24 protein-coding genes and 1 pseudogene are annotated in these 26,880 nt (G+C 72.7%); 18 read left to right on the top strand and 7 right to left on the bottom strand.

From position 1 onward, the window contains the following. Positions 1 to 100: 100 nt before the first annotated feature. Both HDA41_RS07685 and HDA41_RS07680 read left to right on the top strand, forming a co-directional pair. Positions 101 to 670, top strand: a complete 570-nt coding sequence (locus HDA41_RS07685; protein ID WP_184981921.1) for a helix-turn-helix domain-containing protein — start codon at positions 101 to 103, stop codon at positions 668 to 670. After that, a complete protein-coding gene (locus HDA41_RS07680; protein ID WP_184981919.1) occupies positions 667 to 1,386 on the top strand; it encodes a helical backbone metal receptor in 720 nt (239 codons plus the stop codon). Before HDA41_RS07685 ends, HDA41_RS07680 begins: the two co-directional genes overlap by 4 nt. Here the strand turns inward: HDA41_RS07680 and HDA41_RS07675 are convergent. Next, positions 1,298 to 1,757 (bottom strand): annotated as a pseudogene (locus HDA41_RS07675) (SLAC1 family transporter); the annotation flags it as partial. The gene HDA41_RS07680 and the pseudogene HDA41_RS07675 overlap by 89 nt on opposite strands. 254 nt (positions 1,758 to 2,011) lie before the next feature. Here HDA41_RS07675 and HDA41_RS07670 point away from each other — a divergent pair. Continuing rightward, entirely contained in the window at positions 2,012 to 2,941 is a 930-nt protein-coding gene (locus HDA41_RS07670) for a LysR family transcriptional regulator (protein WP_184981917.1), read from the top strand. A gap of 201 nt (positions 2,942 to 3,142) precedes the next feature. Here HDA41_RS07670 and HDA41_RS07665 read toward each other — a convergent pair whose 3' ends face one another. The 4 genes from HDA41_RS07665 to HDA41_RS07650 form a co-directional block, all read right to left on the bottom strand. Beyond that, positions 3,143 to 4,066, bottom strand: coding sequence for a hypothetical protein (locus HDA41_RS07665; protein WP_184981915.1), 924 nt, complete (start codon positions 4,064 to 4,066; stop codon positions 3,143 to 3,145). Between the two features lie 94 nt (positions 4,067 to 4,160). Beyond that, positions 4,161 to 4,853: a gamma-glutamyl-gamma-aminobutyrate hydrolase family protein gene (locus tag HDA41_RS07660; RefSeq protein WP_184993238.1), complete on the bottom strand. Its 693-nt coding sequence runs from the start codon at positions 4,851 to 4,853 to the stop codon at positions 4,161 to 4,163. Between the two features lie 22 nt (positions 4,854 to 4,875). Next, a complete protein-coding gene (eat, locus tag HDA41_RS07655) occupies positions 4,876 to 6,321 on the bottom strand; it encodes an ethanolamine permease (protein ID WP_184981913.1) in 1,446 nt (481 codons plus the stop codon). Positions 6,322 to 6,468: 147 nt separating this feature from the next. Continuing rightward, entirely contained in the window at positions 6,469 to 7,203 is a 735-nt protein-coding gene (locus HDA41_RS07650) for a FadR/GntR family transcriptional regulator (RefSeq protein ID WP_184981911.1), read from the bottom strand. Positions 7,204 to 7,285: 82 nt separating this feature from the next. On the opposite strand from HDA41_RS07650, the gene HDA41_RS07645 reads away from it, so the two are divergent. The 4 genes from HDA41_RS07645 to HDA41_RS07630 are packed head-to-tail and all read left to right on the top strand — an operon-like array spanning position 7,286 to position 11,770. Beyond that, positions 7,286 to 8,650: a glutamine synthetase family protein gene (locus HDA41_RS07645; protein ID WP_184981909.1), complete on the top strand. Its 1,365-nt coding sequence runs from the start codon at positions 7,286 to 7,288 to the stop codon at positions 8,648 to 8,650. Between the two features lie 8 nt (positions 8,651 to 8,658). Then, entirely contained in the window at positions 8,659 to 10,032 is a 1,374-nt protein-coding gene (locus tag HDA41_RS07640) for an aldehyde dehydrogenase family protein (RefSeq protein ID WP_184981907.1), read from the top strand. Beyond that, the gene (locus HDA41_RS07635; RefSeq protein WP_184981905.1) at positions 10,029 to 10,814 is read left to right on the top strand and encodes a 3-oxoacyl-ACP reductase; all 786 of its coding nucleotides are present in this window, start codon (positions 10,029 to 10,031) and stop codon (positions 10,812 to 10,814) included. The genes HDA41_RS07640 and HDA41_RS07635 overlap by 4 nt, the downstream gene beginning before the upstream one ends. 47 nt (positions 10,815 to 10,861) lie before the next feature. Then, complete coding sequence (locus HDA41_RS07630; RefSeq protein WP_184993236.1) at positions 10,862 to 11,770, top strand: DUF2510 domain-containing protein; 909 nt, start codon at positions 10,862 to 10,864, stop codon at positions 11,768 to 11,770. 31 nt (positions 11,771 to 11,801) lie between these two features. On the opposite strand, the gene HDA41_RS07625 is transcribed toward HDA41_RS07630, so the two are convergent. Beyond that, positions 11,802 to 13,004, bottom strand: a complete 1,203-nt coding sequence (locus tag HDA41_RS07625; RefSeq protein WP_184981903.1) for an amino acid deaminase/aldolase — start codon at positions 13,002 to 13,004, stop codon at positions 11,802 to 11,804. Positions 13,005 to 14,155: 1,151 nt separating this feature from the next. Between HDA41_RS07625 and HDA41_RS07620 the strand changes: the two genes are divergently transcribed. The 3 genes from HDA41_RS07620 to HDA41_RS07610 all read left to right on the top strand — a co-directional run bounded on the left by HDA41_RS07620 (position 14,156) and on the right by HDA41_RS07610 (position 17,001). Next, on the top strand, positions 14,156 to 14,968 hold the full coding sequence (locus HDA41_RS07620) for a hypothetical protein (protein WP_184993234.1): 813 nt from the start codon (positions 14,156 to 14,158) through the stop codon (positions 14,966 to 14,968). 8 nt (positions 14,969 to 14,976) lie between these two features. Beyond that, complete coding sequence (mycP, locus tag HDA41_RS07615; RefSeq protein ID WP_184993232.1) at positions 14,977 to 16,143, top strand: type VII secretion-associated serine protease mycosin; 1,167 nt, start codon at positions 14,977 to 14,979, stop codon at positions 16,141 to 16,143. A 129-nt stretch (positions 16,144 to 16,272) separates the two neighbouring features. After that, positions 16,273 to 17,001, top strand: a complete 729-nt coding sequence (locus tag HDA41_RS07610; RefSeq protein ID WP_184981901.1) for an SseB family protein — start codon at positions 16,273 to 16,275, stop codon at positions 16,999 to 17,001. Between the two features lie 22 nt (positions 17,002 to 17,023). Here the strand turns inward: HDA41_RS07610 and HDA41_RS07605 are convergent, their stop codons facing one another. Then, positions 17,024 to 17,380, bottom strand: a complete 357-nt coding sequence (locus HDA41_RS07605) for a DUF1844 domain-containing protein (RefSeq protein ID WP_184981899.1) — start codon at positions 17,378 to 17,380, stop codon at positions 17,024 to 17,026. Between the two features lie 396 nt (positions 17,381 to 17,776). Between HDA41_RS07605 and infC the strand changes: the two genes are divergently transcribed. From infC to HDA41_RS07565, 8 genes are all read left to right on the top strand, one after another. Beyond that, positions 17,777 to 18,445: a translation initiation factor IF-3 gene (infC, locus tag HDA41_RS07600; RefSeq protein ID WP_184993230.1), complete on the top strand. Its 669-nt coding sequence runs from the start codon at positions 17,777 to 17,779 to the stop codon at positions 18,443 to 18,445. Between the two features lie 110 nt (positions 18,446 to 18,555). After that, entirely contained in the window at positions 18,556 to 18,750 is a 195-nt protein-coding gene (gene rpmI / locus HDA41_RS07595; protein WP_059419477.1) for a 50S ribosomal protein L35, read from the top strand. A gap of 95 nt (positions 18,751 to 18,845) precedes the next feature. Then, complete coding sequence (gene rplT, locus HDA41_RS07590; protein ID WP_010045263.1) at positions 18,846 to 19,229, top strand: 50S ribosomal protein L20; 384 nt, start codon at positions 18,846 to 18,848, stop codon at positions 19,227 to 19,229. An 89-nt stretch (positions 19,230 to 19,318) separates the two neighbouring features. Beyond that, positions 19,319 to 20,179, top strand: a complete 861-nt coding sequence (locus HDA41_RS07585; protein ID WP_184981897.1) for a TrmH family RNA methyltransferase — start codon at positions 19,319 to 19,321, stop codon at positions 20,177 to 20,179. 54 nt (positions 20,180 to 20,233) lie between these two features. Continuing rightward, a complete protein-coding gene (locus HDA41_RS07580) occupies positions 20,234 to 21,376 on the top strand; it encodes a sensor histidine kinase (RefSeq protein WP_184981895.1) in 1,143 nt (380 codons plus the stop codon). Between the two features lie 129 nt (positions 21,377 to 21,505). Beyond that, a complete protein-coding gene (gene pheS / locus HDA41_RS07575; RefSeq protein WP_184981893.1) occupies positions 21,506 to 22,633 on the top strand; it encodes a phenylalanine--tRNA ligase subunit alpha in 1,128 nt (375 codons plus the stop codon). Continuing rightward, positions 22,633 to 25,146, top strand: coding sequence for a phenylalanine--tRNA ligase subunit beta (gene pheT, locus HDA41_RS07570; RefSeq protein ID WP_184981891.1), 2,514 nt, complete (start codon positions 22,633 to 22,635; stop codon positions 25,144 to 25,146). Before pheS ends, pheT begins: the two co-directional genes overlap by 1 nt. Before the next feature lie 327 nt (positions 25,147 to 25,473). Then, positions 25,474 to 26,814 carry an NsdA family TPR-like regulatory protein gene (locus HDA41_RS07565; protein ID WP_184981889.1) on the top strand — a complete coding sequence of 447 codons (1,341 nt, stop codon included), beginning with the start codon at positions 25,474 to 25,476 and terminating at the stop codon, positions 26,812 to 26,814. The last annotated feature ends 66 nt before the right edge of the window (positions 26,815 to 26,880 follow it).

Raw genomic sequence — 26,880 nt, 5'->3', positions numbered from 1 at the left:
TGCCGAACATGCGTAGGGTGCAGACAACTCAACAGAAGCAGTGCGGCGGGAGTCCGGCGTACGAGGAGCGGATCGACGGGTGAAGGAGGGAGCCGGAGCGATGGGCGACCACAAAGAACAGCCCCTTCGGGTGGGCGCGGCCGTGCGTCGGCGGCGCCGCGCGCTGGAGCTCACCCTCGCCGTCGTGGCCGAGCGCAGCGGTCTGTCGGTCCCGTTCCTCAGCCAGGTCGAGAACGACCGGGCGCGGCCCAGCACAAGCTCCCTGGAGAAGGTCGCCGACGCCCTGCGCACCACCGCGGTCGAACTCCTGGCCGCGGCCGACCCGGCGTGCAGTGTGGACGTCGTCCGCGCCGACGACACCGAACCGCTGCCCCAGCCCAGGGCCCGGTCCCTGGTGCGCGGCCACCACCAGATGCACGCCTCCGAGTTCACCGGCGAACACGACGCCGGGCGTGAGTTCCAGTACCGCAACGACCAGTTGATGTACGTCGCCGACGGTGCGGTGGAGATCGAGGCGGAGGGCCGCGCCTACCGGCTCGGCCGCGGCGACACGCTGTACCTCACCGGCGGTGTGCGGCACCGCTGGCGGGCGGCGGAGTCCGACACCCGGGTGATCGTCGTCGCCGTGGCGGAGCACATCGAGGCCGTCCGGGACCGGCCGCGCCGGTGAGGGTCGTCTCGCTGGTCCCGTCGCTGACCGAGGCCGTCGCCCGGTCGGCGCCCGGCGCCCTGGTCGGCGCCACCGACTGGTGCACGCATCCGCCCGGCCTCGACGTCGTACGCGTGGGCGGCACGAAGAACCCGAAGACCGACCGGATCGTCGCCCTCGCTCCCGACCTGGTGATCGCCAACGAGGAGGAGAACCGCGAACCCGACCTCGCGGCCCTGCGCGCGGCGGGCGTCGAGGTCCTGGTGACGGAGATCCGCGACGTGCCGCAGGCCTTCCGCGAACTGGCACGCGTCCTCGACGCCTGCGAGGTGACGGGCCGCCCGCGCTGGCTCGACGAGGCGGAGGAGACCTGGTCGTCCCTGCCGCCGCCCGCGACCCGTCTGACGGCGGTCGTACCGATCTGGCGCCGCCCGTGGATGGTCCTGGGCCGCGAGACCTTCGCGGGCGACGTCCTCGCCCGCCTCGGCGTCGACCACTTCCACGCGACGCACCCCGACCGCTACCCCCGCATCCCTCTCGGGGACCTCCACGCCTGCGCACCGGACGTGGTGGTCCTCCCGGACGAGCCGTACCGCTTCACCGCCGACGACGGCCCCGAGGCCTTCCCGGGCCTGCCCTGCGCACTCGTCAGCGGACGGCACCTGACGTGGTACGGGCCGTCGCTGGCCGAGGCGCCACGGGTACTGGGCCGGGCCCTGCGAGCAGCTCGCCCCTGAGCAGCCCGCGTACGGTGCCCGCGGCGGCGGCCCACGCGGCGACCAGCACCGCGTACAGCACCATCGCCGGCCCCGCGTAGGCCACGAGCCCGGTGTGCCGGCCCAGCGCCTCGGCGCCCGTGACGCAGGTGCCGACCGGGAAGGTGAACGCCCACCAGGTCATCGAGAACCGCATCCCGTGCCGCCGGGCGCGCAGCACATGGGCGGTGGCGAGGCAGAACCACAGCAGCGCGAAACCCCATCACGGGCACGCCGTAGAGCACGGCGAGGACACCGAAACCCTGGCTGTACGGCGCCGGCACGACCCCCGGGGCGACGTCCGCGAACGCGCCGGCGGCGGTCGTGGAGTGCCCGAGCGGCCCGAGCACCAGTGACGAGCAGGACCAGCGAGAGCACCCAGACCCCGGCCAGCGTGCCGCGCAGCCCGGGGACGTGCGGAGACAGGGCGGTCCCGGCGGTGGCGACGACGGTGGTGCCCATGACGGTGGCGTACCGGTTGGGCCCGAGGTGACGGACGGAGACTGCGCACGAAAGGGGCTGGGCTGCGGTGACCATGACTCCACGCTCGGGCGGCGGGCACCCCACCACCAGGGAGTGTGCCCCTCTGGCGACATAAGCTGGATTTATGAGCAGGACGGAAGAGCAGGGTGAGGTCCCGGTCGGCGGGTCCCTGGCGCACCGGGTGCCGGATCTGGGCGCTCTGGAGTTGCTGCTGGCGGTGGCGCGGCTCGGCAGCCTCGGCCGGGCGGCGCGGGAACTCGGCATCACCCAGCCCGCGGCCAGCAGCCGGATCCGTTCGATGGAGCGGCAGCTCGGCGTGGCGCTGGTCGACCGCTCACCGCGCGGGTCCCGGCTCACGGACGCCGGTGCGCTGGTGACGGACTGGGCGCGGCGGATCGTCGAGGCGGCGGAGGCGTTCGACGTGGGGGCGCAGGCGCTGCGCGATCGCCGCGACTCCCGGTTGCGGGTGGCGGCGAGCATGACGATCGCCGAGTATCTGCTGCCGGGCTGGCTGCTCGCGCTGCGCGCCCAGCGGCCCGACACGGCGGTGTCCCTGCACGCCGGGAACTCGACGGTGGTCGCGGAGCGGCTGCTGTCGGACGAGGCGGATGTGGGGTTCGTCGAGGGGCTGACGGTCCCGACGGGGCTGGACTCCGTGGTGATCGCCCACGACCGGCTGATAGTGGTCACGGCCCCCGCGCACCCCTGGGCCCGCAGGCGACGGCCCCTGGCGGCCGGGGAACTGGCGTCGACGCCCCTCATCCTCCGGGAGAAGGGCTCCGGCACCCGGCAGGTCCTGGACGCGGCGCTGGGCGGGCTGGCCCGGCCGCTGATCGAGCTGTCGTCCACCACGGCGGTCAAGGCGGCGGCGGTGAGCGGGGCGGGGCCGGCGGTGCTGAGCGAACTGGCGGTGGGGGAGGAACTGGCGATGCGCCGGCTGGTCCGGGTGCCGGTGGAGGGGGTCTCCCTGGCGCGTGACCTTCGAGCCGTGTGGCCGACGGGTCATCGCCCCACGGGGCCGGCGCGGGATCTGCTGTCGCTGACGCGGGGGTAGCCGGGCGGCACAGGAGGCCGGCATCGGCGCACCGGCCGACAACTGGCGGCGGCGCCATGGGAGCACTGCCACAGCCGTGCGGACCGGCTGAGCCACCCGACGAGTGCGTCGATGACCACGACCCGTGCGCAACGTGCCGCGACTCGACTTCGGCGCGGCACCATCACGAAGACCGGCCCTGATCGACGAGTTCAGGTTCACTCAGAAGCTCTCGGCGATCATCTTCTCCCGCATCAGCCTTTCCAGCTCCGTGTCCGACAGCGGGTGCAGCGTGTTCAGGAGCCGGCGCAGGACGGGTTCGTCGAGGTACTGGCTGGAGACCGTGACCTCCGCGGTGCCGTGGCGGCGGGCGAGGGTGATGTCGCGGATGCCGCCGGGGAAGGCGCGGACCATACGCATCTCGCCGTGCGCGTCCACGGTGCAGGTCATGTCCTTCTCCACGAGCTCAGGGCATCGTGGTGTCGGCGTGAGCGGCCGGCGCACCAACAGGCTCACGTACGCGTTCTCGTCCTGCCGGACAGAGCGGTATTCGACGCTGAAGGAGGCGAGCCCGACCACGGCACGGGAAACCCGCATTCCAGGCGGGGCGGTGCCCAGATGCAGCAGCTCCGGATTCTCCCGGTACCGCGCGACCTCCGCCGCGTGCCGGCGCTCCTGCGCCTGTGCCGGGCCGACGAAGCCCCCGTAGACCACGCCGGCCGCCAGCGCGGCCACCGCCCCCAGCCGCACCCACCGGCTCGGCACGAAGAACGCCGCGGCCACGGCGTACGGCGTCCCCGTCAGCGCGATCCGCATGCCGGCGCTCCCCAGGTCGACGTCCTCGCCGTAGGCGACCAGGCCCGCCACGACGCCGAGCGTGCCGAGGACGAAGACCAGGACCGCCCAGCCGAGCCGCCGGGACACGGAGCCGCACAGCGGCACCACAGTGCTCGCCGGTATGCCCGCCGCGGCCAGCAGGCCCACTGTCAGCGGCGCCCCCAACATGAAGGCCACCGCCGCCGCACCTGTCCCGCCGCCCCAGGCCGTCATCAGCAATCCGAAGCCGAGCATCGGCACCGTGGCCGCCATCGCCGCCCAGACCAGGAGGAGATGCAGAGCCGTCAGCGCTCTTCTGCCACTCGTCATGCCCGGAGCCTGCCAGCCCGGATTCCGGCGCACATGAGTTCCCGTACTCAGCCTGCGGTCGGTGCCGACTTCGGGTGGGAGCAGCCCCGCGGGCTCAGGCGCTCGCTGCCGCCTCCACCAGCGCCCGCATCACCCGCACGTCGTCCCCCATCTCCGGATGCCACTGCACGCCCAGCACCCAGCCCTCACCGGACGGCAGTTCCAGCGCCTCGACCGTGCCGTCATCCGCGTACGCCGACGGGACGAGCCCCTCGCCCAGGCGGTCCACGGCCTGGTGGTGGTACGACGGCACCGACGTCTCCTCCGGCACGACACCCGCGTACAGACTCCCCGGCACCGGCTTGACGGCATGGTTGCCGAAGACGCCCACGACCTCCGCATGCCCGTCGAGGTGCTGCACCAGCGTCCCGCCCAGGGCGACGTTCAGCAGCTGCATGCCCCGGCAGATACCCAGCAACGGCACACCCGCCGCCAGCGCCGCGTCGACCAGGGCCAGCTCCCACGCGTCCCGCTCCCGCGCCGACGGCCCGGTGCGGGGGTGCGGCTCGGCGCCGTACCGTACGGGCTCGACATCCGGCCCGCCCGCGATCACCAGCCCGTCCAGCCGGGCCACGGCCGCGGCCGCCTGCGCGGGGTCGTCCGGCGGGAGCATCGCGGCCAGGCCGCCCGCCCGCTGCACGAGCCGGGGGTAGCCGACCGGCAGCAGCGCGGCCTCCAGTTCCCACACCCCCCAGCGCGCACCGGACTCCAGATAGGTGCTGACACCGATCAACGGCCTGGCCACCAGAACTCCCTCAACAGTCGACGTCTCAGTCCCGTGTCAACTCTGCCTCGGCCGCGGCCAGCGCGGCGAACTCCTCCTCCGGCGCCTTCGCCACCAGCCGCTTCCGGCTGTACAGCCCGAAGTACGCGAGGGCCACGACGTACACCGCGAGCGCGATGAACGCCGCCGTCACATCCACCAGGAACGTCGCCACCAGCGCCGCACAGGCCAGCACGAGGGCGACGGAGGAGGTCAGCACCCCGCCCGGCGTACGGTACGGCCGAGGCAGCTCCGGCTCGCGGCGGCGCAGCACGATGTGCGACAGGGACATCAGCGCGTAGGAGATGGTCGCGCCGAAGACCGCGATGTTCAGCATCCGGGCGCCGTTGCCGGACACCGCCGCCAGCAGGAAGCCGATCGTGCCGGGCACCAGCAGGCCCAGGTAGGGCGCCTTGCGGCGGCTGGTGAGGGACAGGAAGCGGGGCAGGTAGCCCGCGCGGGACAGGGCGAACAGCTGGCGCGAGCCCGCGTAGATCAGGGAGAAGAACGACGCCACCAGGCCGGCCAGACCGGCGTAGTTCACGATCCGGCTCAGGGTCGTCGCCTCGCCGTCCGGCTGGAGCGCCTCGACGAGTGGGTTGCCCGCCTCCTGGATCGCCGCGGAACCGCGTGCTCCCGCCGCCGCGACGAAGGTCACCACCGCCAGTACCACCAGGATGCCCATCGACCAGCGGATCGCCTTCGGCAGCGTACGGGCCGGGTCCCTCGTCTCCTCGGCGGCCAGCGGCACGCCCTCGACGCCCAGGAAGAACCACATGCCGAACGGGAACGCCGCCCAGATGCCGAGCAGGCCGAACGGGAGCCAGGAGTTCGACCCCGCGGCGGAGGAGTCGACCGGGATGTCGTCCAGTGAGGCGAAGGAGAACTCGGGCAGTGCCGCCAGGGCGAACACCACCAGGGCGACCACCGCGATGCCCGTGACGACGAAGCTGAAGCGCAGCGCCTCGCCCACGCCCCAGAGGTGGATACCGAGGAAGATCGCGAAGCAGACCAGGTACACCGGCCAGCCGGACTCCAGGCCGAACAGGCCCAGCGATGCGACGTAGTCGCCGATGAAGATGACGATGGCGGCGGGCGCGAGGACGTACTCGATGAGGATCGCCGTACCGGTCAGGAAGCCGCCCCACGGGCCGAGCGCCCGCCGGGCGAAGCCGTAGCCGCCGCCCGCCGTCGGCAGGATCGAGGACAGCTCGGCGAGGGCGAAGACCATGCACGCGTACATCGCGCCCATGAGCACCATGGCGATCGCCAGGCCGCCGAAGCCGCCCTCGGCCAGGCCGAAGTTCCAGCCCGAGTAGTCGCCGGAGACGACGTAGGCGACGCCGAGTCCGGTGAGCAGCACCCAGCCGGCGCTGCCTCGGCGGAGCGCCCTGCGTTCCAGATAGTCGTCCGCCTGTACGGCGGCGGGTGTGCTGGTGGATTCCTGGGACATGGGCAGACTCCCACGGGAGGCGGACACGGGGTCGAGAGGGTTCGACTCAATGGAATGGATGCATACCTTTGCCGTGTCCGCTGCAGGAAGGCAATACCCCTGCGTTAATCACCGGTAAATCCTCGCAACGCCGGGACCCGTCCCGGCTCAGCCCAGGAAGCCGCGCAGCAGCGCCGCCGTCCCCGCGCAGTGCTCCCGCATCATCTCCCGTGCCCCGTCCGCGTCCCGGTCCAGCACCGCCTCCACCAGGGCGGTGTGCTGCCGCTGCGAGTGCTCCAGGTTGCGCACGAGCAGCGGGATGCAGTCGAGCAGGTCGTTCACCGTGGCCCGTACCGCCGCGTACTGCGCGGTCAGCGTCGGCGAGCCGCACAGCTCGGCCAGCGTGAGATGGAGCAGGGTGTCCTGCCGCCGGTAGTCGCCCAGCGGCGCGTCATGCGTGCGGGACAGCGCCTGACGCAGCCGCGCCTCCTGCTCGTCCGACAGGCCGTGCGTGGCACACAGCCCCGCCGCGCCCACCTCCAGCACCTCCCGGAAGCGCAGCATGTCCTCTATGTCGACCTCGGCGATCCGGCGCCGCAGCTCGTCCTCGCCGCCGGCGTCGTGACGCGGCAGCACGAACGTGCCGCCGTAGCGGCCCCGCCGCGACTCCACCAGACCCTGGTCCTGGAGGACCTTCAGCACCTCGCGCAGCGTCACCCGGCTGATCCCCAGCCGCTCCGCCAGCTCCCGCTCGGCGGGCAGCCGCTCGCCCCCCGGCACCAGCCCCAGCCGTACGACCTGGAGGATCTGCTCCAGTGCCTCCTCGAAACCGTTGCCCGCGCGCACCGGCCGCAGTACCGGCGTCAGCCCGTCCCGCGTCCCGCCGCCAGCTTCCTCCGGCATGTGGCCGTACCCCCTTCCCAAGCAATGGTTCTCAGGAATACCTTATGGCTTCCGGCGGAACCAGAGCCAAGGAGGCCCTCCCGTGGCAGACCGCACACCCCCGCTGAGCGTCGAGGAGCTGCACGCCCTCGTCGCGGGCGGTGAGATCGACACTGTCGTCCTGGCCTTCCCCGACATGCAAGGGCGGCTCCAGGGCAAGCGGTTCGCCGCGCGCTTCTTCCTGGACGAGGTCCTCAAGCACGGCACCGAAGGGTGCAACTACCTGCTCGCCGTCGACACCGAGATGAACACCGTCGACGGCTACGCGATGTCCTCCTGGGACCGTGGCTACGGCGACTTCGCCATGCACCCGGACCTGGCCACCCTGCGCCGCGTCCCGTGGAACGAGGGCACGGCCATGCTCCACGCCGACCTCGCCTGGAACGACGGCTCGCCCGTGGTCGCCGCCCCCCGCCAGATCCTGCGCCGCCAGCTGGAGCGCCTCGCCGAACTCGGCTACACCGCCCAGGTCGGCACCGAGCTGGAGTTCATCGTCTTCAAGGACACCTACGAACAGGCCTGGGACGCGGGCTACAGAGGCCTGACCCCGGCCAACCAGTACAACATCGACTACTCGGTCCTCGGCACCGGCCGCATCGAGCCCCTGCTGCGCCGCATCCGCAACGAGATGGCCGCGGCAGGCCTCACCGTCGAGTCCGCCAAGGGCGAGTGCAACCCCGGCCAGCACGAGATCGTCTTCCGCTACGACGAGGCCCTGGTCACCTGCGACCAGCACGCCGTCTACAAGACCGGCGCCAAGGAGATCGCCTCCCAGGAGGGCGTCTCGATCACCTTCATGGCCAAGTACAACGAGCGCGAAGGCAACTCCTGCCACATCCACCTCTCGCTCGCCGACGCGGACGGCAACAACGCCATGGCAGGGGACGGCGAAGACGGCATGTCGGACGTCATGCGCCACTTCCTCGCCGGCCAGCTCGCCGCGCTGCGCGACTTCTCCCTCCTCTACGCCCCCAACATCAACTCCTACAAGCGGTTCCAGCCCGGCTCCTTCGCCCCGACCGCCGTCGCCTGGGGATACGACAACCGCACCTGCGCGCTGCGCGTGGTCGGCCACGGCCGCTCGATGCGCTTCGAGAACCGGCTGCCCGGCGGCGACGTCAACCCCTACCTCGCCGTGGCCGGGCTGGTCGCGGCCGGGCTGTACGGCGTCGAGCACAAGCTGGAGCTGCCCGAGCCCTGCCCCGGCAACGCCTACGCCGGCGACTTCGCCCACGTCCCCACCACCCTGCGCGAGGCCGCCGAGCTCTGGGAGAACAGCCCTGTGGCCAAGGCCGCCTTCGGGGACGAGGTCGTCGCGCACTACCGCAACATGGCGCGCGTCGAACTGGACGCCTTCGACGCCGCGGTGACCGACTGGGAGCTGCGCCGCTCCTTCGAACGCATGTGAGGCCCTTCTTGTCTTCCGAGCACGCACTGGACGTACTGAATCCGGCGACCGAGGAAGTCGTCGCCACCGTCCCGGCCGCCACCCCCGCCGACGTCGACGCGGCCGTCGCCCGCGCCGCCCGGGCACAGACCGCCTGGGCCGCCCTCGCCCCGGGCGACCGCGCCCGGCTGCTGCGCCGCTTCGCGGCCACCGTCGACGAGCACCTTGAGGAACTGGCCCGCCTGGAGGTCCGCGAGGCCGGACACACCATCGGCAACGCCCGCTGGGAAGCGGGCAACGTCCGGGACCTGCTGGACTACGCGGCCGGGGGAGTGGAACGGCTCACCGGCCGGCAGATCCCGGTGCCCGGCGGCCTCGACGTCACGATCCTCGAACCGCTCGGCGTCGTCGGCGTGATCGCGCCCTGGAACTTCCCCATGCCGATCGCCGCCTGGGGCACCGCCCCCGCCCTCGCGGCCGGCAACGCGGTCATCCTCAAGCCCGCCGAGACCACCCCGCTCACCGCGCTGCGCCTCGCCGAACTCGCCCTGGAGGCCGGGCTCCCGGAGCACCTCTTCCAGGTCCTGCCCGGACACGGCGACATCACCGGCGACGCGCTCGTACGCCACCCCGGCGTCGCCAAGATCGTCTTCACCGGCTCCACGCGAACCGGGAAGCGCGTCATGGCCCTCGGCGCGGAGCAGATCAAGCCGGTCACCCTCGAACTCGGCGGCAAGAGCCCGAACATCGTCTTCGCCGACTCGGACCTGAAGGCCGCCGTCGACCCCTTCTCCTTCCTGGACAACTCCGGCCAGGACTGCTGCGCCCGCACCCGCATCCTGGTCCAGGAGACGGTGTACGACGAGGTCCGCGAGCTGCTCGCCGAGACGCTGGCCGCCGTGGTGGTGGGCGACCCGGCCGACGAGAAGACCCAGATGGGCCCGCTCATCTCCCGCCAGCAGCTCGACCGCGTCAAGGGCTTCGTGCCCGACGACGCCCCGGCCCTGCGCGGCAGCGCACCCGAAGGGCCCGGTTTCTGGTTCCCGCCGACCGTGCTCACCGGCGAGCGGCCCGACTCGGCGGCGGCCTGCGAGGAGATCTTCGGCCCGGTCGCCGTCCTGCTGCCCTTCACCGACGAGGCCGACGCGATCCGGCTCGCCAACGACACCCCGTACGGCCTCTCCGGCTCCATCTGGACCCGGGACGTCGGCCGTGCCCTGCGTGTCTCCCAGGCCGTCCGCGCCGGCAACCTGTCCGTCAACTCCCACGCCAGCGTCCGCTACTGGACCCCCTTCGGCGGCTACAAGCAGTCGGGCGTCGGCCGCGAGCTCGGCCCCGACGCCCTGGCCGCCTTCACCGAAACCAAGAACGTCTTCATCAGCACGGAGGGCTCCGCACAGTGACTGCTCAGGACACCATCTGCCGCCGGCTGGTCGGCCGCAGCGCCGTCGTCACCGGAGCCGGCAGCGGCATCGGTCTCGCCGCCGCCCGCCGCCTCGCCTCCGAGGGCGCGCACGTCGTCTGCGGCGACGTCGACGAGGTCCGCGGCAAGGCGGCCGCCGAGGAGACCGGCGGCATCTTCGTGAAGGTGGACGTCACCGACCCCGAGCAGGTGGAGGCCCTCTTCAGGACGGCCCACGACACCTACGGCAGCGTCGACATCGCCTTCAACAACGCCGGCATCTCCCCGCCCGACGACGACTCCATCCTGGAGACCGGCCTGGAGGCCTGGAAGCGCGTCCAGGAGGTCAACCTCACCTCCGTCTACCTCTGCTGCAAGGCCGCCATCCCGTACATGCGGCGCCAGGGCAAGGGCTCGATCATCAACACGGCGTCCTTCGTGGCGAGGATGGGCGCGGCCACCAGCCAGATCTCGTACACGGCCTCCAAGGGCGGCGTCCTCGCCATGTCCCGTGAGCTGGGCGTGCAGTTCGCCCGGGAGGGCATCCGGGTCAACGCCCTGTGCCCCGGGCCGGTCAACACCCCGCTCCTGCAGGAGCTGTTCGCCAAGGACCCGGAGCGCGCCGCCCGCCGCCTGGTGCACATCCCGCTGGGCCGGTTCGCCGAGGCCGAGGAGATCGCCGCCGCCGTGGCCTTCCTCGCCAGCGACGACTCCTCCTTCGTGAACGCCACCGACTTCCTGGTCGACGGCGGGATCGCGGGGGCGTACGTCACACCCCTGTAAGGCGTGTCCGCGCGGCCCGGGTCGCGGCCTACAGTGCCGGGATGAGCATGACGCCCCCGCCCGGCTGGTACCCGGACCCGCACGCACCGCACCTGCAGCGCTGGTGGGACGGCACGGCCTGGACCGAGCACCGCCGTGCCCCCGAGGCACCCACGGGCCCGGTGCCCCCGCCCCCGGGCGGCGGCACCGGGCGCGCGAAGGCGGTCGCCCTCATCGCAGCCGGAGCCGTCCTCGTCGCGGCCATCGTCACCGGAGCCGTCGTGCTGAGCGGCGACGACGGCGACGGCGCGGAGACGAGGACGGCCCCGACGTCCACGCCCCCGGCCACGACCGGCCCGCCGGAGCCGACACCCGAGACGTCCACGTCCGAGCCGTCCGCCGACGACCCGGCCGTCGTCGAGGACCAGCTCAACGGCGTCACGTTCCCGCTGCTCGACGGCTGGGTCCGGCCCCAGCACGTGGCCCAGGACGACGTCGTCATGACGACCGACGGCACCTACGACTGCCCCGGCGGGGTCGGCCTCTGCCGCCACGGCCTCGTCTTCTCCCGCACGGTGACCGCGAACGAGGAGAAGTCCCCCGAGGCCCTCGCCAAGGCGGACATCAAGGACGCGGCCGACGAGGCCTACGACCGCGACAAACTCGGCCGCGAGCTCTACGGGGGCATCGAGTCGCACCAGCTCGTCAGATCCGGGCCGGTCGCGGTGGCCGGCCGCGCCGGGTACCTCGTGCGCTGGCGCGTGCGGACCGCCGAGGGTCCGGGCGGCTACGTCCAGTCCCTCGTCTTCCCCTCCAGCGTCGGCACCGAGTCGCCCGTCCTCGTCCGCTACGTCTTCGACGCCGGCGAGGACGGACCGCCGCTCGCCGACATGGACCGCATCACCAAGGGCATCCGGCCGTTCGGCGACGCGGACACGGGCGGCGGCGTGGGCAGCAGCATCGGTCCGCCGGACTGAACGCGGCCGGCCGGTACCGGCCGTGGGACGGCTACAGGAACGTGTGACCCTCGCCGCGGTACGTCGGCACGGTCGCCGTCACCGCGTCGCCCTCGACCAGATGCAGCACGTCGAACCGCTCGCACAGCTCACCGGCCTTCGCGTGCCGGAACCACACCTTGTCGCCGATCAGCAGGTCGTCGGCGGGCGAGCCGAGCAGCGGCGTCTGCACCTCACCGGCCCCCTCCTGAGGGTCGTAGCGCAGCCCCTCGGGCAGATACGGCACGGGTGACCGGTCGGCCCCGGCCGCGCCGGAGGCGGGATACCCGCCACCGAGGACCGTCACCACCCCCACCCCCGGCCGCCGTACGACGGGCTGCGCGAAGAGGGCCGCCGGACGGCCGCTGAACGACGTGTAGTTGTCGAACAGCCGCGGCACGTACAGCCCCGACCCGGCGCCGATCTCGGTCACCGCGTCCTCGGCCGCCGTGTGCTGCACCGAGCCGGTGCCGCCGCCGTTGACGAACTCAAGGCCCGGCACGACGGCCCGCACCGCGCGCACCACCTCCGCACGCCGCTCGGCGAGTTCACGCTTGGCGGCGGCCTGCATCAGCCGGACGGCACGGGACCGCAGCGGCCGCCCCGCCACCGCGTCCCCGACCCCGGCGACATGCCCCTCGTACGCCATGATCCCCACGACCTCGAAGCCCGGCCGCCGGGCCACGGCCCGGGCCACGTCGGCGACCTGGGCGGGGGAGTGCAGCGGCGAACGCCGGGCCCCGATCCGCACGCGCCCGCCGAGCAGCTTCAGGGAGGTGTCCAACTCCAGGCAGACGCGCACGACTTCACGCCCGCCGCCCCGCGAGGCGTCGATCAGGTCGAGCTGGGCGACGTCGTCGACCATCACGGTCACGGCGGCGGCGAGCTTGGGATCACCGGCGAGTTCGGCGTACGCGGTCCGGTCGGCGGACGGGTAGGCGAGCAGCACGTCGTCGAACCCGGACCGGGCCAGCCACAGCGACTCGGCGAGGGTGAACGACATGACCCCCGCGAAACCGTCCCGGGCCAGGACGCGTTCCAGCAGCGCCCGGCACCGCACGGACTTGCTGGCGACCCGGACGGGCTTGCCCCCGGCGCGACGGACAAGATCGGCGGCGTTGGCGTCGAAGGCGTCCAGGTCCACGATCGCGAGAGGGGCGTCGAGATGGGCGGTGGCCCGGTCGTAACGGGCCCGGTCGGAGGCGCGCGCAGTCATGAACGCAGCCTGCCAGACAGGATTACCGCAGGGTAGGGGGACGTTCCGGGCAGATGCCCCGAGCTCGTGGACTGGTTCCCGTTCGCTCAGGAACAAGCCGTAGAGTGACGCGCACGTACGGCGGAGCGGCGCCGGCCGGATTTCCGCGCTGGGATGACGCTCCATCCGTACGGGTATGTGTGCCCGGGACGACTCAGTGCCGGGCCTCGGGCAGGACGACACGGCCCGCGCGGTACGCAGCGGCCCGGGTACGAGGAAACGGGGGGTGCATGAGCACGGAAGCACGACGTGCCTCTTTCCCCCCACGTCCCAGCACCCCACCACGCCCTTCGCACCCGCCGGCCTCACCCGACGACGCCCGGGCGGCATCTTCCGACGCGGCCACGGGTGACACCCCGTCGGTTTCAAACGACCGGGCGCGTTCCGGTGTCCGTGGCTCTGCTGCGTCCGGTGAGGAAACGGCGGCTCGGGACGGTGGCGGGGCCACAGGTGGAGCCGACGCCTCGAACGACCGCCCCCGTTTCCCCAGCTTCGGCGACACGACCTCTCGGCGTACCGGGCCCACCGCACCCCGGCGTACCGAGCCCGCCGCCCCGCCCCCGCCCCGCGCATCCGACCGCTTCCCGGACACGCGGCACGGCGTCGGCCGACTGGCGCGATCCGAGCCGGACAGGCCGTCCACCCCACCCGACGCCCCTCCGCGACCGCGCCACCTCCCCACGCCGGGCTCCTCCGGCCGGCCCGGGTACGCCCCCGCGCCACGCCGTACCGGCGCCCCCGCCGAGAACTCCTCGGAGACGACCGCGCGCCTGCGACCGCTCCCCGCCGACCCGTCCCCGGCCGAGCGAGCCGACCGCCCGTCCTCCGAGCCTGCTGAATCCTTCGGCCGCCCCCGTTCCGCGCGGCCCGGTATTCCGCCGCGCCCCTCGCGGGAGCCGCAGGCCGGTGCCGGGGCGGGTGCCGGTATAGGCACCGGTGCCGACACGCTTACCACCACCGGGCGGGGCATGCGCATGCCCTCGGCACCCGCCCACCGGCCCGCCCCCGGCCGGCAGCCCGCTCTTGACCCCGCCGACGTCTCTCCCGACCCGTCCCTGTCCTGGAGCGCCCCCCTGACCCCCGGCCCCGCTCCCGCCGGCACACGCCCCGTCGTGTCCTTCGGGGAGCCCGAGGGATACGACGCCGACGCGCGGCCCCGGCCGCTCGGGCGGCGCGGGGCGTCCCAGGCCGCCGCTGCCGCCGTCTGCCTCGTGCTCGGGCTGGGGCTCATCTCGGGCGCGGTCACCGGGAGCTGGCTCGTGGGGGACTCCGGGGAGGAGGGCTCGCGCAGCACCTTCACCGCGTCCGGCAGCCTCTGGCACAGCGTCCCGGTCGACCAGTTGTTCCCGCCCACCGTGCAGGGCCAGGGCGCCGGCCCCGGCGGAGCCGACCGCACCTGGACCCGGATCGCCGTCGCCCCGGACAGCGGCTGCAAGGACGCCTTCGACCCCCTGCTGCGCAAGGCCCTCGCCCCCGTCGGCTGCGAACGCCTCCTGCGCGCCACCTACACCGACGCCACCGAGAGCTACGTGACCACCGTCGGCCTGCTCTTCGCCAAGGCCGACGCCCCCGGCATGACCTCCCTCGCGAACCGTTTCCGCAAGGAGCGCCTGGACCGCCGCAGCGACCTGATGCCGCTGCCCTACGCCGCGAAGGACACGCCCGCCGCGGAGTTCGGAGCCGGGCAGCGCGCCGCCTGGACGGTCTCCGTGCTCACCGAGGCCCCGGTCGTCGTCTACGCCGTCTCCGGCTGGGCCGACGGCCGCACCGTGGACGACCCGCAGCCCGCCGAGGACGCCATGGAGTCCGGCGCCACCACCGCCCCGGCACAGGCCGGCCTCGGGTACGAGGCACAGGGCCTCGCCGACCGCGTCGAACGCGGCCTGCGCAAGAACGTCCGCTCGGCCACGGAGCAGCCGTCGTGAAAGCCGTCATGTCCCGCGCGGGCGGGTTCCTGAGTGTTCTCCTCGCCGCCGGCCTCGTCCTGGTCCCCTCCGCCACCGCCCACGCCGACGGCATCCGCGCCCAGCAGTGGGCCCTGGACGCCATGCACACCCAGGAAGCCTGGCAGACCACCAAGGGCGAGGGCGTCACCGTCGCCGTCCTGGACACCGGCGTCGAGGCCGACCACCCCGACCTGGTCGGCAACGTCCTTCCCGGCAAGGACCTGATCCGCTTCGGAGCCGAACCCGGCGACCGCCCCTGGGCCCGCCACGGCACCGCCATGGCCGGCATCATCGCCGGGCACGGACACGGCCCCGGCAACGCGGACGGCGTCCTCGGCATCGCCCCCGAGGCCAAGATCCTCCCCGTCCGCGTGATCCTGGAGGACGGCGACCCCTCCCGCGCCAAGGCCCGCAGCACCCGCGGCAACGCCCTCGCCGAGGGCATCCGCTGGGCCGCCGACCACGGCGCCGACGTCATCAACCTCTCCCTCGGCGACGACTCCGCCTCCGCGCACCCGGAACCCACCGAGGACCAGGCCATCCAGTACGCCCTGAAGAAGGGCGTGGTCGTCGTCGCCTCCGCCGGCAACGGCGGCGAGAAGGGCGACCGCATCTCCTACCCGGCCGCCTACCCGGGCGTCATCGCCGCCACCGCCGTCGACCGCTCCGGCACCCGCGCCCCCTTCTCCACCCGCCGCTGGTACGCCACCGTCAGCGCCCCCGGCGTCGACGTCGTCATCGCCGACCCCGACCACAAGTACTACGAGGGCTGGGGCACCAGCGCCGCCGCCGCCTTCGTCTCCGGCGCCGCCGCCCTGGTCAAGGCCGCCCACCCCGGCCTGACCCCGGCCCAGATCAAGACGCTCCTGGAGGACACCGCCCGCAACGCCCCCGTCGACGGCCGCGACGACTCCCGCGGCTTCGGCTTCGTCGACCCGGCGGCCGCCATCGAGGCCGCCGACCGGCTGAAGCCGCAGGGCCTCCGCACGGCGGCGTACGGCGCGAAGTACTTCGGCAGCGGCCCGGACGCCATCGGCTCCGGTGCCGACACCGCCGACTGGGCCGCGCCCCTCGCGGGCGGCGCCGGCGGCGTCCTGCTGATCGCGGCCGTGGTCCTGTGGCGCGGTCGCCGCACGATGCACGACGACTTCTAGCCGCCGGGCACGGGGATCTCCGGCCGCCGGCCACGGGGTCCTCCGGCCGCGGGGCACGGGGACCTCCGGCCGTCGGCCACCAGGCCCGCCCGCCGAAGCGGCCGCACCCGGCCGATAGGGTCGACGACCGTGGCGAACAAGAACATCCCCGATCCCGGCTTCTCCGACGACGACGGCTCCGCCGACCCCCGGCTGAGCGCGGCCCTCGCCGCCTGGGCCGAGGACCGCACCGCCGTGGGACCCGTCCTGGAGGCGCTCAAGGACGCCCGGCTGCTGGTCCCCGTCGTCGCCGTGCTCGGCGAGGTCGAGGAGGACGAGCGGGGACTGCGCCGCGAGAAGACCAGCGACATGGCCGTACCGACCCTGAAGGCCGGGAACCGCACCGCCCTCCCCGCCTTCACGTCCACCGACTCCCTCGCCCGCTGGGACCCGGCGGCCCGCCCCGTCGCCGTGCCCCTGCACCAGGCCCTCCAGGCCGCCGCGCACGAGAAGGCGGACACGGTCGTGCTCGACCTGGCCGGGCCCGTGCCCTTCGAACTGACCGGGCCCGCCCTGCTCGCCCTCGCGGAGGGCCGTACGACCACTGACCCGCTCGCCGACCCGGCCGTCGTCGAGGCCGTACGCGAGGCCGTGGCCGCCGAGCCCGCCGTCCTGCGCGCCCACCTCGGCCCGGGCCAGGCCGACGGCACCCTCGCCCTGGTCCTGGATCCGTCCGCCGCCCCCGCCGAAGCCGCCCAGGCGGTCGCCCGGCGGCTCGCCGCCGACGAGACACTGAGGGCCCGCCTGGTGCGCGGCCTCGACCTGGCACTGCTGCCGGCCGGGGCGACGCCACCGGGCGAGCCCTTGTACGAACGCTGAGGGACCGTAGGGAGCAGCCGTACTAGCCGTAGACCGGACCCGTGTACTTCTCGCCCGGGCCCTGGCCCGGCTCGTCGGGGAGGAGTGACGCCTCGCGGAACGCCAGCTGGAGCGACTTCAGGCCGTCGCGCAGGGGCGCCGCGTGGAACGAGCTGATCTCGGTGGCGGACGCGTCCAGCAGACCGGCCAGCGCGTGCACCAGCTTGCGGGCCTCGTCCAGGTCCTTGTGCTTGTCGCCCTCCTCGGTCAGACCGAGCTTCACCGCGGCGGCGCTCATCAGGTTGACGGCGACCGTCACGATCACCTCGACCGCCGGGACCTCGGCGATGTCGCGGGCCATGGCGTCGAAGTCGGGGGACTCAGGAGGGGTCTCACTCATGCCCCACACGATAGGCGCAGGCCGGGCGGGCGACGTACCGGGCCCCGAGGCGCCACAATTGGCCGTTCCTGGCCCATGCTGGTAATCTCGTGTAACGACCGGTCGGACCCGCATGCCTCGCGGCCAGCGAGCCCGACCCACAAGTGGAGGCTTTCGAACTCCCACCTGACCGCCCCCAGGGCGGCGGGTCACCGGTCAGACGGTCCCGTCCCAGCGGCGGCGATCCGTCCGAAAGCGTGCCCCGCGGCTCCCCGCGACGGTGCTCCGGTAGTTCGAGGAGCCCCGCCTGGGAATCGTCCGGGGCATTTTTTGTGCTTCGGCGCGGTTAGGTCTAACGAATAGAGACGTTACGCGGCCGTCCGCCAGACCGTCGCGTGGTGCTACCGAGGAGGATCCATCAGCGCCGAGCCCCGCATCAACGACCGGATTCGCGTTCCCGAGGTGCGACTTGTCGGTCCCAGTGGCGAGCAGGTGGGCATCGTCCCCCTGGCCAAGGCACTGGAGCTTGCGCAGGAGTACGACCTGGACCTGGTCGAGGTCGCGGCGAACGCCCGTCCGCCCGTGTGCAAGCTCATGGACTACGGGAAGTTCAAGTACGAGTCGGCCATGAAGGCCCGTGAGGCGCGCAAGAACCAGGCGCACACGGTCATCAAGGAGATGAAGCTCCGGCCGAAGATCGACCCGCACGACTATGACACCAAGAAGGGTCACGTCGTCCGGTTCCTCAAGCAGGGCGACAAGGTCAAGATCACGATCATGTTCCGTGGTCGCGAGCAGTCCCGGCCCGAGCTGGGCTACCGACTGCTGCAGCGGCTCGCGGAGGACGTCGCAGACCTCGGTTTCGTCGAGTCGAACCCGAAGCAGGACGGCCGAAACATGATCATGGTTCTCGGTCCGCACAAGAAGAAGACCGAGGCGATGGCCGAGGCTCGCCAGGCGCAGGAAGCCCGCAAGGCCGAGGCGAAGGCCAACCCCGGCAAGTCGCAGAACGCCGCTGAGGCCGACCTGGAGGACTCCGCCGAGGAATCCGCCGAGGCTCCGGCCGAGGCTTCCGCCGACGCGTGATCCCGGGGGACGCGAGTCCCCAGGACGTAACCGATACCAGAGCGACGCTCCACCGTGCCCGGTTTCACGACCGGGCACCGGAGCGCCACCGACGAGGAGAGAACGGCGCTATGCCGAAGAACAAGTCGCACAGCGGGTCCAGCAAGCGCTTCAAGATCACCGGCTCCGGCAAGGTGCTCCGCGAGCGTGCCGGCAAGCGCCACCTGCTCGAGCACAAGTCGTCCCGTGTGACGCGTCGCCTCACCGGCAACGCCGAGATGGCCCCGGGCGACGCCAAGAAGATCAAGAAGCTTCTCGGCAAGTGACGCTCCGGCGCGTGAGCGCCGTACGTCAGGACCGGGACCCAATCGATTTCGGGCCGTGTGAAGACCACCGCGGCCCCGCTACAAGGAGTTAAAAAGTGGCACGCGTCAAGCGGGCAGTGAACGCCCACAAGAAGCGTCGGGCGATCCTCGAGCAGGCCTCCGGCTACCGCGGTCAGCGTTCGCGCCTGTACCGCAAGGCCAAGGAGCAGGTCACCCACTCGCTGGTCTACAACTACAACGACCGCAAGAAGCGCAAGGGTGACTTCCGCCAGCTGTGGATCCAGCGCATCAACGCCGCTGCCCGCGCCAACGGCATGACCTACAACCGCTTCATCCAGGGCCTGAAGGCCGCGAACATCGAGGTCGACCGCAAGATCCTGGCCGAGCTGGCCGTCAACGACGCCGGCGCCTTCGCCGCGCTCGTCGAGGTCGCCCAGAAGGCGCTGCCGAGCGACGTCAACGCCCCCAAGGCGGCCTGACGCCGGCTGAGAAGCCGATGTGACTGAAGGACCCGCAGGCCCGGGCGGCCTGCGGGTTCTGCTGTGCAGCCAGTGAGAAAGCGAACAGGATGTCCCCTGCCACCCCCGAGCTCGTCTCGCCCCGCTCGCCCCGCGTCTTGGCCGCCCGCCGGCTGGCCAAGCGGAACTTCCGGGGCAAGGAGCGGCTGTTCCTCGCGGAGGGGCCGCAGGCGGTCCGTGAGGCGGCCGGGCACCGGGCCGGGGACGCGGACACGCTCGTGGAACTGTTCGCCACGCTGGAGGCCGCCGAGCGGTACGCCGACATCGTCGGCGCGGCCCGGGACGCCGGCGCCCGGGTGCACCTCGCCTCCGAGCAGGTCATCGCCGACATCTCCACCACCGTCACGCCGCAGGGCCTCGTCGGCGTCTGCCGGTTCCTCGACACGCCCTTCGAAGAGGTCCTCGCGGCCCGCCCCCGGCTCGTCGCCCTCCTCGCGAACGTCCGCGACCCCGGCAACGCCGGGACCGTGCTGCGCTGCGCCGACGCCGCCGGTGCCGAGGCCGTCGTCCTGACCGACGCCTCCGTCGACGTGTACAACCCCAAGGCCGTCCGCGCCTCCGTCGGCTCCCTGTTCCACCTGCCCGTCGCCGTCGGCGTCCCCGTGGAGCAGGCCGTCCAAGGGCTGCGGGCCGCCGGTGTGCGCGTCCTCGCCGCCGACGGGGCCGGCGACCGCGACCTCGACGACGAGCTCGACAAGGGCACCATGGGCGGGCCGACCGCATGGGTCTTCGGGAACGAGGCCTGGGGCCTGCCGGAGGAGACCCGCGCCCTCACGGACGCCGTCGTCCGCGTCCCGATCCACGGGAAGGCCGAGAGCCTGAACCTCGCCACCGCCGCCGCCGTATGTCTCTATGCGTCGGCGCGTGCACAGCGCGCCGCCGGAGGGTGCCGCTCCGTCACCGGGAACTAGTAGGGTGACCAGCTCAGGGACCCCTCTGTGGAGCCTTGGAGGTGGGGTACGGGGATGAGCGTCGGCACGAGCAGCGCACCGGGGGCCCAGGACGCCGGGAGCCCGCCCGCCGCGTCCCGGCCACCCGGTGATCTCGCCGACCTCGGCATCGACCCCGACATGCTGCCCGACGGACTCGTCGTCGCCGACGAGCAGGGCCGGATCATCTGCTTCAACGCCGCCGCCGAGCGCATCACCGCCGTCCGCGCCCGCGACGCCCTCGGGCAGCGCCTGGAGAAGGCCCTGCCATTAGAGGATCTGGAGGGGCGACGCTGGTGGCAGCTGACCGACCCGTACGGCGGCCTCGCGATCCGGGTCGGACAGCCCGAGCGCAACCTCCTCCTGCCCGGCGGCCGTGAGGTGCTGGTCTCCGCGCGCTACGTGCGCACCCGGCCCACCGGGCCCCTGAGGCGCCTGGTCGTCACCCTGCGCGACACCGAGGCCCGCCGCCGCACCGAGCGCAGCCACGCCGAGCTGATCGCCACCGTCGCCCACGAGCTGCGCTCCCCGCTCACCTCCGTCAAGGGCTTCACCGCCACCCTGCTCGCCAAGTGGGAACGCTTCACCGACGACCAGAAGCGGCTGATGCTGGAGACCGTCGACGCCGACGCCGACCGGGTCACCCGGCTCATCGCCGAGCTGCTCGACATCTCCCGGATCGACTCCGGCCGCCTGGAGGTGCGGCGCCAGCCCGTCGACATCGGCGCCGCCGTCGGACGGCACATCCAGGCCTACGTCGCCGCCGGGCAGCCCGCCGACCGGTTCCTGCTGCGCGTCCAGCAGCCGCTGCCCGATCTGTGGGCCGACCCCGACAAGATCGACCAGGTGCTCAGCAACCTCCTGGAAAACGCCGTGCGGCACGGCGAGGGAACTGTCACCATCGACGTCACGGCCACGGCGTCCCCCCGCGAGGGTGAGGACATCGGCACGTCGGTCACGGTGAGCGACGAGGGGCCCGGCATCCCGGAGGAGTCCATGAACCGCGTCTTCACCCGCTTCTGGCGGGGCAGCAAGCGCGGCGGCACGGGCCTCGGGCTCTACATCGTCAAGGGCATCGTCGAAGCCCACGGCGGCACCATCACGGTCGGCCGCGCCCCCGGCGCCGGTGCCGAGTTCCGATTTACGTTGCCCGTGAGCGCTCCGGCCTATCTCGCCTGAGCAGCCCGCGGGCGCATTCGTATACCTCCACCCCGTTAGACTCGGCCATTGGCACCTTTGTGTCCCGCAGACGGCCATCGGAGTCGGTGACGGGGACCTTCAGCCAGCCAATCGGAAGCACGGGAAGAGATGTCGGCACCGAATAAGTCGTACGACCCTGTAGAGGTCGAGGCCTTGAAACCGGAAGAGATCGAGCGCATGCGGGACGAGGCGCTCGCCGCCTTCGCCGCCGCGGACTCCCTCGACGCGCTCCACGAGGCAAAGGTCGCCCACACCGGCCCCGCCTCTCCGCTGGCCCTCGCCAACCGCGAGATCGGCGCCCTGCCCCCGCACGCCAAGGCCGACGCCGGCAAGCGCGTCGGGCAGGCACGCGGCGCCGTGAACAAGGGCCTCGCCGCCCGCCAGGCCGAACTCGAGGCCGAGCGGGACGCCCGTGTGCTGGTCGAGGAGGCGGTGGACGTCACGCTGCCCTACGACCGCGTACCGGCCGGCGCCCGGCACCCGCTCACCACGATGATGGAGCGGGTCGCGGACGTCTTCGTGGCCATGGGCTACGAGATCGCCGAAGGGCCGGAGGCCGAGGCGGAGTGGTTCAACTTCGACGCCCTCAACTTCCTGCCCGACCACCCGGCCCGGCAGATGCAGGACACGTTCTTCGTGCAGGGCCCGAAGGGCACCGAGGAGTCCGGCTCCGGTGTCGTCCTGCGCACGCACACCTCGCCGGTGCAGGCCCGCGCCCTGCTCGACCGTGAGCTGCCGGTCTACATCGTCTGCCCCGGCCGGGTGTTCCGCACCGACGAGCTGGACGCCACGCACACGCCCGTCTTCCACCAGATCGAGCTGCTCGCGATCGACGAGGGCCTGACCATGGCGGACCTCAAGGGCACCCTGGACCACATGGTCCAGTCCCTGTTCGGCGAGGACATGAAGACCCGGCTGCGGCCGAACTACTTCCCCTTCACCGAGCCGAGCGCCGAGATGGACATGCTCTGCTACGTCTGCAAGGGCGAGTCCATCGGCAACCCCGACCGGCCCTGCCGCACCTGCTCCTCCGAGGGCTGGATCGAGCTCGGCGGCTGCGGCATGGTCAACCCGCGGGTGCTCACCGCCTGCGGCGTCGACCCCGAGAAGTACAGCGGCTTCGCCTTCGGGTTCGGCATCGAGCGGATGCTGATGTTCCGCCACAACGTCGAGGACATGCGAGACATGGTCGAGGGTGACGTCCGGTTCACCCGGCCGTTCGGGATGGAGATCTGATGCGGGTCCCGCTTTCTTGGCTGCGGGAGTACGTCGACCTGCCGGCCACCGAGACCGGCCGCGACGTCCAGGCCAAGCTCATTTCGGCCGGTCTGGAGGTCGAGACCGTCGAGCAGCTCGGCGCCGACCTCAAGGGGCCCCTGGTGGTCGGCCAGGTGGCGACCATCGAGGAGCTGACGGAGTTCAAGAAGCCGATCCGCTTCTGCACCGTCGACGTCGGCCAGGCCAACGGCACCGGCGAGCCGCAGGAGATCGTCTGCGGCGCCCGCAACTTCGCCGTCGGCGACAAGGTCGTCGTGGCGCTCCCGGGTGCCGTCCTGCCCGGTGACTTCCAGATCGCCGAGCGCAAGACCTACGGCAAGATGTCCCGCGGCATGATCTGCTCCAGCGACGAGCTGAACATGGGCGACGACGGCACCAAGGGCATCATCGTGCTGCCCCCGGAGACCGAGATCGGCAAGGACGCGATCGAGCTGCTGGAGCTGGTCGACGAGGTCCTCGACATCGCCGTCACGCCCGACCGCGGCTACTGCCTGTCGATGCGCGGCGTCGCCCGCGAGACCGCCATCGCCTACGGCCTGCCGCTGCGCGACCCGGCGCTGCTCGACGTCCCCGGCCCGAACGCCTACGGCTACCCGGTGCGGATCTCCGACCCCACGGGCTGCGACCGCTTCACGGCCCGCACGGTGACGGGGCTGAGCGCCGAGGCCCGCTCGCCGATCTGGCTCCAGCGCCGGCTGCAGAAGGTCGGCATGCGCCCGATCTCGCTCGCCGTCGACGTCACCAACTACGTGATGATGGAGCTCGGCCAGCCGCTGCACGCCTACGACCGGAGTCTGGTCCAGGGCACGATCGGCGTGCGCCGGGCCGAGCCGGGCGAGAAGGTCACCACCCTCGACGGTGTCGAGCGCACCCTGGACGCCGAGGACCTGGTGATCACCGACGACCGCGGCCCGATCGGGCTCGCCGGTGTCATGGGCGGCGCCAACACGGAGATCGCCGACCACGACGACGTGGAGAACGCCACGGCGGACGTCGTGATCGAGGCCGCGCACTTCGACGCCGTCACCATCGCGCGCACGGCCCGCCGGCACAAGCTGTCCTCCGAGGCGTCCCGACGCTTCGAGCGCGGCGTCGACCCGCAGGCCGCCGCTGCCGCCGCGCAGCGCACGGTCGACCTGCTGGTCCTCCTCGCGGGCGGCACCGCCGAGGCCGGCGTGACCGAGGTCCTCGCGCCGACCGCGCCCCGCACCATCGCCATCCCGGCCGACCACCCGGACAAGGTCGCGGGCGTGGCCTATGGCCGGGAGACCGTCGTACGGCGGCTCCAGGAGATCGGCTGCGATGTGTACGGGCAGGACGAGCTGATCGTCACCGTGCCGTCCTGGCGGCCCGACCTCACCGACCCGAACGACCTGGCCGAAGAGGTCATCCGCCTGGAGGGCTACGAGAACCTGCCCTCCACGCTGCCCAAGCCGCCCGCGGGCCGCGGCCTGACGAACCGGCAGCGGCTGCACCGCCGCGTCGGCCGGGCCCTGGCCGGTGCCGGGTACGTCGAGGCGCTGAACTACCCGTTCATCGGAGAGCAGGTCTTCGACCAGCTCGGCCTCGAAGCGGGTGACCCGGCCCGCCGCGTCGTCAAGCTCAGCAACCCGCTGAGCGACGAGGAGCCCGCGCTGCGCACGACGTTGCTGCCGGGCCTGCTGGCCGCCCTGCGGCGCAACGACGGCCGCGGCTCGCACGACCTCGCGCTGTTCGAGACCGGTCTGGTCTTCAAGCCGCGCGAGGAGCAGCGGATCGCCGCGGTGCTGCCCGTCGACCGCCGCCCGACCGACGAGGAGCTCGCCGAGCTGAACGCGGCACTGCCCGAGCAGCCTCGGCACGCCGCCGTCGTCCTCGCCGGTGCGCGTGAGCAGGCCGGCTGGTGGGGCAAGGGCCGTCCGGCCGACTGGGCCGACGCCGTCGAGGCGGCGCGTTCCGTCGCCCGTGAGGCCGGCGCCGAGCTGATCATCCGCACAGGCCAGTACGGGCCGTGGCACCCCGGGCGGTGCGCCGAGCTGGCGATCACCGTGGACGGTGCCGAACGGGTCGTCGGCCACGCGGGGGAGTTGCACCCGCGCGTGGTGAAGGCACTGGGGCTGCCGGCGCGTACCTGTGCGATGGAGATCGACCTGGATGCGGTGGAGTCGGCTGGTGACGCCACGGTGAGGGCGCCGCGGATCTCCACGTTCCCCGTGGCCACGCAGGATGTCGCCCTGGTCGTCGATGCGGTTGTTCCGGCGGCGGAGGTCGAGGAGGCCCTGCGTGATGGTGCCGGGGAACTGCTGGAGTCGATCCGGTTGTTCGACGTCTACGAGAACGTCGAGCAGCTGGGGGAGGGGCGGAAGTCGCTCGCGTATGCGTTGCGGTTCCGGGCGGCTGACCGGACGTTGACGGTGGATGAGGCGTCGGCGGCTCGGGACGCGGCGGTGGCTCTTGCGGGTGAACGCGTAGGGGCTGAGCTGCGCAGTTAGCGCCGTGGGGAACTGCGCTGTGGTGCCGGCTGCGGGTTGGTGGTGGCTGGTCGCGCAGTTCCCCGCGCCCTTGCAGGGCCTGGCCGGCGGTGCCGTCCGCCCCGCCACGGAGTGTCGGGCAGGCAGCCGGGCGGACGGCGGAAGCGGGCCGCCGTACTGTACGAGGGGGAGCCGGCGGCCCGGCCGGCCTCTTGCGAGGCATTTCAGTCAACCGGCCGGCGACTCTCCGCGACAGTGCGCGCACAGCCCGGATTCGAGCACTCCGTTCACACCCCGTGTGAAGGCGGACCCACTAATCTGGCCGCACCGAGCCACCGGGGGGCCCACATGCAGCCCAACACTCTGCTCGACGCGATCCTGGACGAGGCCGGGATCTCGCACGCGGGGCTGGCCGCACACGTCAACCAGGCGGGACGGGCACGCGGCCTGTTCCTGAGGTACGAACACACCGCCGTCGCCCGGTGGTTGAAGGGGCAGCGTCCCCGGGGCCAGGTGCCCGATTTGATCTGCGAGGTGCTCGCCGCCCGGTTGCAACGGCAGGTGACCCTCGACGACATCGGCCTGGGCGTGCCCGGTGAGCCGTCCGCGCCGCACACCGGCACGCTGTCCGGCTTCGTCGAGCGGGCCACCGCCCTGTGGCGCTCCGACCAGCAGCAGCGCCCGCACATCCTGGGCGCGCCCGCACTCACCGGCACGCCCGCCGTCATGCCGGTGTGGGAGTGGGAGAACCCGCCCGAGGACGTGGACGTCTCCCGCGGCGGCAGACACCGGGTCACCCCGGGCGACCTGGAGATGCTGCGCGCGGCCCGGACACACTACGAGCAGATGTACCGCAAGGCCGGGGGCATCGCGACGCGGGCCCGGATCGTCGGCTTCCTCAACGCCGAGGCCGCGCCGCTGCTGCGCGGCAGCTACACGGATGAGACCGGGCGCCAAGTGCACCGGGCGACGGGCGGCTTGGTGGCCGTCGCCGGGATCTGCGCCTACGACTCCGACGCGCACGGTCTCGCCCAGCGCTACTTCCACCAGGCCCTGCGGCTCGCCAAGGCCAGCGGGGACCGGGGGCTGGGCGCTTATGTGATCGCGCTGCTCGTCAACCAGTCGCTGTTCATGCGGGAGTACCGGCAGGCCGTCGCCTTCGCGGAGGCCGCGCTGCGGGCCGCCGGCAAGCACATCACCCCGGCGCTCGCCTCCGACCTGTACGCGATGCAGGCCAAGGCGTACGCGCATCTCGGCGACGGCACGAGCGCCCTGTCCTGCATCCGGCGGGCCGAGCAGGCCGCGGCGCGCATCCGGCGCGGCTACGAGCCCGACGAGACCGGCTATGTCCAGCCGGGGCTGGTCAACGTCCAGGTGGCGGAGGCGCTGCTGAGTCTCGGGGAGATCGCGGCCGCCGGGGAGCATGCCGCGGCAGCGGTCGACAACCCGGCGCACGACCGCGGCCGGGTGCACCGGCTGGCGATGCTCAGCACGATCGAGCTGCGGCAGGGCAACGCCGACAAGGCCGTGGTCATCGCCGTGCAGATGGCCGAGCAGGCCCGCGGCATGGAGTCCCAGCGGCTGCGCGACCGGCTGCGCGCGGTACGGGAGCACCTGGTGCGAAGCGGCTGCTCGGGCACGGCCGACGCCGCGGAACTCATCGACGGGGCCCTGCGCGTACCGTTGTAGACCCGGGCGACGGGCGCCCGCCTCATCCCGAGCGACGTCCTGTGCGCCTGCTGTCACTCCATCCCT

Source organism: Streptomyces caelestis, assembly GCF_014205255.1.
In the GTDB taxonomy this organism is placed as follows: Bacteria; Actinomycetota; Actinomycetes; order Streptomycetales; family Streptomycetaceae; genus Streptomyces; species Streptomyces caelestis.
This window is presented reverse-complemented; position numbering and strand designations above follow the sequence as displayed.

Bases quoted from the DNA above. Each gene is read 5' to 3' on its own strand.
- HDA41_RS07685 (WP_184981921.1), top strand. From the start codon at position 101: ATGGGCGACCACAAAGAACAGCCCCTTCGGGTGGGCGCGGCCGTGCGT.
- HDA41_RS07670 (WP_184981917.1), top strand. From the start codon at position 2,012: ATGAGCAGGACGGAAGAGCAGGGTGAGGTCCCGGTCGGCGGGTCCCTG.
- HDA41_RS07665 (WP_184981915.1), bottom strand. From the start codon at position 4,066: ATGACGAGTGGCAGAAGAGCGCTGACGGCTCTGCATCTCCTCCTGGTC.
- eat (WP_184981913.1), bottom strand. From the start codon at position 6,321: ATGTCCCAGGAATCCACCAGCACACCCGCCGCCGTACAGGCGGACGAC.
- HDA41_RS07650 (WP_184981911.1), bottom strand. From the start codon at position 7,203: ATGCCGGAGGAAGCTGGCGGCGGGACGCGGGACGGGCTGACGCCGGTA.
- HDA41_RS07630 (WP_184993236.1), top strand. From the start codon at position 10,862: ATGACGCCCCCGCCCGGCTGGTACCCGGACCCGCACGCACCGCACCTG.
- HDA41_RS07625 (WP_184981903.1), bottom strand. From the start codon at position 13,004: ATGACTGCGCGCGCCTCCGACCGGGCCCGTTACGACCGGGCCACCGCC.
- mycP (WP_184993232.1), top strand. From the start codon at position 14,977: ATGTCCCGCGCGGGCGGGTTCCTGAGTGTTCTCCTCGCCGCCGGCCTC.
- HDA41_RS07605 (WP_184981899.1), bottom strand. From the start codon at position 17,380: ATGAGTGAGACCCCTCCTGAGTCCCCCGACTTCGACGCCATGGCCCGC.
- rpmI (WP_059419477.1), top strand. From the start codon at position 18,556: ATGCCGAAGAACAAGTCGCACAGCGGGTCCAGCAAGCGCTTCAAGATC.
- HDA41_RS07585 (WP_184981897.1), top strand. From the start codon at position 19,319: ATGTCCCCTGCCACCCCCGAGCTCGTCTCGCCCCGCTCGCCCCGCGTC.
- HDA41_RS07580 (WP_184981895.1), top strand. From the start codon at position 20,234: ATGAGCGTCGGCACGAGCAGCGCACCGGGGGCCCAGGACGCCGGGAGC.
- pheS (WP_184981893.1), top strand. From the start codon at position 21,506: ATGTCGGCACCGAATAAGTCGTACGACCCTGTAGAGGTCGAGGCCTTG.
- pheT (WP_184981891.1), top strand. From the start codon at position 22,633: ATGCGGGTCCCGCTTTCTTGGCTGCGGGAGTACGTCGACCTGCCGGCC.
- HDA41_RS07565 (WP_184981889.1), top strand. From the start codon at position 25,474: ATGCAGCCCAACACTCTGCTCGACGCGATCCTGGACGAGGCCGGGATC.